The sequence below is a fragment of the Alcanivorax sp. genome (genome assembly GCF_014762765.1).
In the GTDB taxonomy this organism is placed as follows: Bacteria; Pseudomonadota; Gammaproteobacteria; order Pseudomonadales; family Alcanivoracaceae; genus Alcanivorax.
Window position 1 is genome coordinate 26,396 of record NZ_JABURH010000211.1, and the last position, 6,483, is coordinate 32,878.

At 61.1% G+C, this 6,483-nt stretch carries 7 protein-coding genes; 2 read left to right on the top strand and 5 right to left on the bottom strand.

Translation table 11 applies throughout. The annotated features are described in order from the left end of the window. Positions 1–43: 43 nt before the first annotated feature. The 5 genes from HUJ17_RS16745 to HUJ17_RS16765 all read right to left on the bottom strand — a co-directional run bounded on the left by HUJ17_RS16745 (position 44) and on the right by HUJ17_RS16765 (position 4,866). On the bottom strand, positions 44–628 hold the full coding sequence (locus HUJ17_RS16745; RefSeq protein WP_290511765.1) for a TIGR00730 family Rossman fold protein: 585 nt from the start codon (positions 626–628) through the stop codon (positions 44–46). Between the two features lie 219 nt (positions 629–847). After that, on the bottom strand, positions 848–2,158 hold the full coding sequence (phoR, locus tag HUJ17_RS16750) for a phosphate regulon sensor histidine kinase PhoR (protein ID WP_290511766.1): 1,311 nt from the start codon (positions 2,156–2,158) through the stop codon (positions 848–850). Between the two features lie 107 nt (positions 2,159–2,265). Continuing rightward, positions 2,266–2,970 (bottom strand): phosphate regulon transcriptional regulator PhoB, encoded by a 705-nt coding sequence (gene phoB / locus HUJ17_RS16755; protein WP_290511767.1) that lies wholly within the window; start codon positions 2,968–2,970, stop codon positions 2,266–2,268. A gap of 284 nt (positions 2,971–3,254) precedes the next feature. Next, positions 3,255–4,127: a 4-hydroxybenzoate octaprenyltransferase gene (gene ubiA / locus HUJ17_RS16760; RefSeq protein ID WP_290511768.1), complete on the bottom strand. Its 873-nt coding sequence runs from the start codon at positions 4,125–4,127 to the stop codon at positions 3,255–3,257. A 211-nt stretch (positions 4,128–4,338) separates the two neighbouring features. Then, the gene (locus HUJ17_RS16765; protein WP_290511769.1) at positions 4,339–4,866 is read right to left on the bottom strand and encodes a chorismate lyase; all 528 of its coding nucleotides are present in this window, start codon (positions 4,864–4,866) and stop codon (positions 4,339–4,341) included. Between the two features lie 257 nt (positions 4,867–5,123). Here HUJ17_RS16765 and rd point away from each other — a divergent pair, with 257 nt between their 5' ends. Together rd and HUJ17_RS16775 are read left to right on the top strand one after the other, a co-directional pair. Continuing rightward, the gene (rd, locus tag HUJ17_RS16770) at positions 5,124–5,288 is read left to right on the top strand and encodes a rubredoxin (RefSeq protein WP_035245853.1); all 165 of its coding nucleotides are present in this window, start codon (positions 5,124–5,126) and stop codon (positions 5,286–5,288) included. A gap of 50 nt (positions 5,289–5,338) precedes the next feature. Continuing rightward, the coding region (locus tag HUJ17_RS16775) for an FAD-dependent oxidoreductase (protein ID WP_290511770.1) at positions 5,339–6,483 on the top strand (1,145 nt) is incomplete at its 3' end.

Sequence of the window (6,483 nt, forward strand, 5' to 3'; positions counted from 1 at the left end):
TGAGCCTAAGGCGAACTGCACCATTGCAAACCTTGTAGAAAACTCAAAGCTGCTCTTCGCGACGAATCCATTTGGTGACATCCGGCGCCTGATAATCCGCGAAGCTGTCTAGCAGCGCTGTCGGGGTGTCGTGAACCTGAAGCAGGCCTCTGTGCTCCTGGCGAAGAAAGCCCTGGCTGACGGCATGGTCGAGGAAAGTGATCAGGTGGTCGTAATAGCCGTTGATGTTCAGCAGGGCGCAAGGTTTGTGGTGAAAGCCCAGTTGCGCCCAGGTCAGAATTTCAAAAATTTCTTCCAGCGTGCCCATGCCGCCGGGCAAGGCGATAAAGCCGTCAGAGCAATCGGCCATGGCCGCTTTGCGCTCGTGCATGGAGCTCACCACCCGCAGTTCGGTGAGGTGGTCGTTGCCGATTTCCTTGCGTATTAACGCATCGGGAATAATGCCGATGACTTCACCGCCCCGCTGCATGACCGCATTGGCGATGGCGCCCATGACGCCCACGCTGGCTCCACCATAGACCAGCCCGAGGTTACGCTGAACCAGTTCCTGGGCGAGTCCTTCGGCGGCTTCAATATAGTCGCTTCCCTCACCGGGGCTGGAGCCGCAATAGACGCAGATTCTTTTCATAGATATTCACCTGATCCCTGCGCCGTAGGAGCGTCGCTGGCGGCGCGATGGCAAACCTAGATCAAAAGCATTTCCACCACAGAGGGCACAAAGAACACAGAGAAGAAACCCATCTTTTCCTCGGTGAACTCTGTGCCCTCTGTGGTGGAATTCCAGTCTTCAAGGTTCGTTATCGCGCCGCCAGCGACGCTCCTACGGCGGGGTATTTAAAAGTATCACTCATCCCGCCACTGCCGTGGGTTTACTCACCAGCCGATCCACCGGGAAGTGGCAGGTGAACACGCTGCCCTTGCCCAGTTCGCTCTTGATTTCAAGTTTGCCGTTGTGGCGGATCATCACGTGTTTGACGATGGCCAGACCCAGGCCGGTGCCGCCGGTTTCGGTGACGCGGCTATTGTCCGGGCGGTAGAAGCGTTCGGTGAGGCGCGGGATGTGGGCCGGGTCGATGCCGACGCCGTTGTCGCTCACCGCCAGGTGCGCGCCACGCTCATCCTGCCACCAGCGGATGTGGATCTGGCCGCCAGCGGGGGTGTACTTGACCGCATTGGTGATCAGGTTGCCGAAGGCGCTTTCCAGTTCCGCCGGGTTGGCAATCAGGCGGGCTTCTTCGGGTACCTCCAGCTCGATGCTGTGGCCCTTGTCGGCGCTGATCGCCATGGCATTCTCGCGCATGCGCTTGAGCATGCCATGGACCGGCACCGCCTGGCTCAGGTTGTCCGCGTCGGTGCCTTCCAGCCGGGCCAGCAACAGCAGATCCGAGACCAGGGCCTCCATGCGGTTGGACTGGTTGTCCATCTGGGCGAGGGCACGGCGCAGTCGGGACTGTTCCTCCGGTACCGTGTCCAGCAGGGTTTCCAGGTAGCCCTTGAGTACGGTCAGCGGGGTTTTCAGTTCGTGGCTTACGTTGGCCACGAAATCCTTGCGCATCTGTTCCAGGTGATGGAGCCGGGTCACGTCACGGGCCATCATCAGCTGTTCGCCCACGCCGAACTCGGTCACGCGAAATTGCAGGATGCGGTTGTCATCCACCGGTGAGGGAATCTCCAGGGCGTCGCGGAAATCTCCCTGGCTGAGGTATTCGGTGAATTTCGGGTGGCGGACCAGGTTGGTCAGCGGTTGGCCCAGATCCTGGCGGGCATTGAACCCCATGTAGCGTTCCGCGGCCTGGTTCCAGTATTCCAGGTAGCCGTGCTGGTCGATCAGGATGACCACGTCTTCCAGAGCATTCACCGATTGCTGGGCACGGTGAATGATGCCCTGCAGATTTTCCTGGGCGCGACGTTCTTTCTGAAAAAGGTGTTCCAGGCGGGTGTAGAACTCCCCCCACAGGCCGATGCTGTCCGGGGGCTCGGTATGGTCATCGCGGACCAGCCAGCTGTACAGGCCAAACAGTTGCCGGGTGCTCCAGATGATATAGCCCAGCAGACCCACTATCAGCGGCCAGATGTGGCCCACCGCCAGCGCTGCCACCACGGACAGCAGGATCAGGCCGACTATACGATTTACTTCCTTGGCCAGACTGGCTTTCATGATCTCGCTTCCACCGCCCCGTTGCGGCTACCGTAGGGTGCAATAACCGACCCGCATTGCACCACCTCTCCCTGCGCAGCGCAATGCGCTGTGCACGCCGAACCGGTTCAGCCCGCCTTGGCGGATTTTACCGAAAAACGGTAGCCGGTGCCGCGTACCGTCTGGATAAAGCGATCGTAGCCAAAGGGGGCCAGGGCCTTGCGGAGGCGGCGGATATGCACATCAATGGTGCGATCTTCCACATAGACATTGGCGCCCCACACCTGATCCAGCAGCTGGGTCCGTGAGTAGGCCCGTTCCTGGTGGCTCATGAAAAATTCCAGCAGCCTGTATTCCGTAGGCCCCATGTCTACCGGCTCATCGTCGGCGCTGATGCGGTGGCTTACCGGGTCCAGGCACAGGCCTTCCACCTCGATGGCCTTGTCCGCCGCCGTACTGGAGGCTCGGCGCAACACCGCCTTGATGCGGGAGATCAGCTCGCGAGTGGAAAACGGCTTGGTAATGTAGTCGTCGGCACCCACATCCAGGCCCTGGATCTTGTTGTCCTCTTCGCTCTTGGCGGTGAGCATGATGATGGGGATTTCGTTGGTGGTCTCATCACGCTTGAGGCGGCGGGCCAGCTCGATACCGGTGACAGACGGCAGCATCCAGTCCAGCAACACCAGATCCGGGCGTTCATCGACAATAATTTCGTGGCCTCGCTGGGCGTTTTCCGCCTCCAGCACATCAAAATCGGCCAGCTCCAGGGCAACGGCCACCATTTCCCGAATGGCGGGCTCGTCGTCAACAATCAAAATACGGTTACGGGACATGGCTTTCCTTCCTTGCCTGTCTATCTATGTTGCCCTATTAGATTGCTTTTTTGTGACATGTGTATGACAAGTTGGGCGGATTTTGCGGGAAAAGCAAGAGGGGGAGTTGCAAGTTGAAAGTTTCAAGTTGCAAGGCGCGATCCAGAATCGGTGCTAAACGAAAATTCCAGAGCCGCGCCGCAACATCTTGAAAATCAGCCCACACCTGAAATCGCGGCCACCGGGCCCTCCGTGTGGCTACACGTCCATCCGCGCCTTGAAACTTTCAACTTGTAACTTGCCACTCAGAAGTACTGGAAATACAACCCGATAAACACACACGCCCCGGCCCAGTGATTGTTCAGAAAAGCGTGGAAGCTGGGCCAGCGTTCCCGGTAACGGATCAGGCTGTGCTGGAACAGGAAACTCAGGGACATGCCGGCCAGACCCAGGTACCAGGGCCAGGAAAAGTCCAGCCGTTGCCCCACCATGATCAGGGCCAACAGAGTCAGCCCCTGGAGGATGGCGATCATCAAGCGGTCCGCATCGCCGAACAGGATGGCGGTGCTCTTGATGCCCAGCTTCAGGTCGTCTTCCCGGTCACACATGGCGTATTCGGTGTCGTAGGCCACGGTCCATACCAGGTTGGCCACGTACAGCAGCCAGGCAATTTCCGGCACCGCGCCGGTTTCGGCGGCAAAAGCCATGGGGATGGCCCAGCTGAAGGCGGCGCCCAGGAACAATTGCGGCATAAAAGTGAAGCGTTTGGTGAAGGGATACAGCACCGCCAGCCCCAGGCCGCCGAATGACAGCCAGAAGGTCAGCTCATTGAGGAACAGCACCAGCACAAAGGCCAGCAGCCCCAGCCCGCAGAACAGTGCCAGCGCTTTCTTGGCGCTGATGGCGCCGGTGGCCAGCGGGCGCCCCTTGGTGCGCTCCACATCGCCATCGAAATCCCGGTCGGCAAAATCGTTAATCACGCAGCCGGCAGCACGCATGATGATCACGCCGAGAATGAAGATCACCACGGTCTTCAGGCTCGGGGTGCCGTTCCCGGCAATCCACACCGCCCACAGGGTGGGCCACAGCAGCAGCAGGGTGCCGATGGGGCGATCCAGCCGCATCAGCTGTATATAGGGCCAGAAAGACGGGTAGCGCTGTTCAACGAAGGCAAACATGGGACATCCGGTTGTCAGGGGCGGGGTTATTGTCGGGAGGAATCCCCGGCGGTTCAAGGTGGCGACTGTAGGAGCGCCTCTTGAGGCGCGAACAACCCCGGTCCGAGTTGCGAGGGGCGAGGGGTAAAAAGCAACGTCCTGTCCATGGGGTCGGCCCCGCGACTCGCCGCTTGCATCGCTGCAAGGCTGGTTCGCGCCTCGAGAGGCGCTGCTACAGGGAGGGAGCGTCCGTCTTCTCCCACAGCGCTGGCAGGAAGTATTCCGCTACCAGCAGTGGCTCGCCGCGTTTGATGAAGCGGGACTGGCGTCCCCAGCAAACTGGCATGCCTTCTGCAGGGCTTGCCAGGCGGGCCCAGACCTGGTCGCGCAGGCAGGTGGGGCGTTTGTAGAGTTCCAGCCCCAGGGAGCGACTGCCCATGTGGCCCAGAGAGCGATTGGCGCCGCTCAGGCTGGTCAGGGGCAGGACGCTGCGGGCGGCGACCACCGGGGTGTCGTCCAGCAGCAAAGTGACTTCGCGGATCAGCGCCGCCCGGCGGGGGGCCAGGTCCAGCAATTGCCGTTCGTCGGCTCGGGGAAAGCTGATGGCGTGGTAGCCGGGCTCCACCCGGAACTGGCCGTGGCGCCTCAGGCGCAGGGTCAGGGACGCCGGATCCGCCATCCAGTCACGGACACGGGGCGGTAGCACCAACTGTTCCAGCGGGCGCCAAAGGCTGTCAGGATGCAGGGCGGCAGGCAGCATGGGTCTCTCAACATCGCAGGCCGCAGGACTATGGCGCAAGCGGTGACTCAGGGCAAGTCAGTGGTCAGCCGGTGTGTAGGCGCTTGCCTGCAAGCGATAATGGCGCTGGGCCTGGTCGATGGACCCCGGCGCCAGGGCGTGCCAGTGCCCAATGTCATTGATTTTTCGGGCGTGCGCCGATAGGTTATCGCCCCCCGAGAAACACCCTGTATGTAGCAGAGTAAGCAAGTGCTTACTCCAATTCGACGAGGTTCACGATGAAGAAGTGGGAATGCGTAGTGTGCGGTTTCATCTATGACGAAGCCGAAGGTCTGCCCGATGAGGGTATTGCCCCCGGTACCGCCTGGGATGATGTGCCCGAAGACTGGGTCTGCCCGGACTGCGGCGTGGGCAAGGACGACTTCGAAATGGTGGAAATCTGAACCACTGACACGGTCACTCTGCCCGTTTACTGATTAATTAAGGACTGTTCATGCAACCTATCGTCATCATCGGTTCCGGCCTTGCCGGCTTCAATACCGTCAAGGAATTCCGCAAGCTGGACAAGGAAACGCCCATCGTCATGCTCACCAGCGACGACGGCCGTAACTACTCCAAGCCCATGCTGTCCGCCGGTTTCACCAAGGAAAAGACCGCTGATGACCTGTGCATGGCCACCCCGGAAAAGGTTGCCGAGCAGTTCAATGTAGAAGTGCGCACCGACGTGCACGTGGCGGAAATCGATCCTTCCGGCAAGCGTGTGCTGCTGCCGGATGATCACCTGGACTACAGCAAGCTGGTGCTGGCGCTGGGTGCCGATACCTGGACCCCGCCGCTGGAAGGCGATGCCGTGGGCGATGTGTTCTCCGTCAACGACCTGATGGATTACGGCAAATTCCGCACCGCCCTGAAGGGCGCCAAGAAGGTCACCATCCTGGGTGGGGGTCTGATCGGCTGCGAGTTCGCCAACGACCTGTCCAACGGTGGCTATGAGGTGACCCTGGTGGAACCCCAGGGGCGCTGCCTGCCGCTGCTGCTGCCGGAGCCGGCCTCCGCCGCCGTCGGCCGTGGCCTGGCGGATCTGGGCGTGACCTTCCACTTCGGCCCCCTGGCCCAGGCGGTGAACCACGGTGACAATAACCAGCTGGTCACCGTGCTATCCGACGGCACCCGCATCGAATCCGACGTGGTGCTGTCCGCCATCGGCCTGCGCCCGCGCATTGCTCTGGCCAAGGAAGCTGGCCTGGCGATCAATCGTGGCATTATCACCGACAAGACCCTGCAGACCAGCGCTGACGACATCTACGCCCTGGGCGACTGCGCCGAGGTACAGGGCCATGTGCTGCCCTATGTACTGCCGCTGATGGCGTCCGCCCGTGCCCTGGCCAAGACCCTGGCCGGCGACACCACCGCGGTGAGCTACGGCGTGATGCCGGTCACCATCAAGACCCCGGCTTGCCCGGTGGTGGTCTGCCCGCCGGCGGATCCAGAAAACGGCGAGTGGGAAATCCAGGAAGACGGCAACAACGTCCAGGCCCTGTTCCGTGGCAAGGACGGCAGCCTGCAGGGCTACGCCCTCACCGGTGACGCGGTGAAAGAGAAAATGAAGCTGAACAAGGAACTGCCGCCGTTGATGCC

What these genes read in the sequence shown, in the direction of transcription:
- ubiA (WP_290511768.1), bottom strand. Translation starts at nt 4,127, where the DNA reads ATGTTTGCCTTCGTTGAACAGCGCTACCCGTCTTTCTGGCCCTATATA.
- rd (WP_035245853.1), top strand. Translation starts at nt 5,124, where the DNA reads ATGAAGAAGTGGGAATGCGTAGTGTGCGGTTTCATCTATGACGAAGCC.
- phoB (WP_290511767.1), bottom strand. Translation starts at nt 2,970, where the DNA reads ATGTCCCGTAACCGTATTTTGATTGTTGACGACGAGCCCGCCATTCGG.
- HUJ17_RS16745 (WP_290511765.1), bottom strand. Translation starts at nt 628, where the DNA reads ATGAAAAGAATCTGCGTCTATTGCGGCTCCAGCCCCGGTGAGGGAAGC.
- phoR (WP_290511766.1), bottom strand. Translation starts at nt 2,158, where the DNA reads ATGAAAGCCAGTCTGGCCAAGGAAGTAAATCGTATAGTCGGCCTGATC.
- HUJ17_RS16765 (WP_290511769.1), bottom strand. Translation starts at nt 4,866, where the DNA reads ATGCTGCCTGCCGCCCTGCATCCTGACAGCCTTTGGCGCCCGCTGGAA.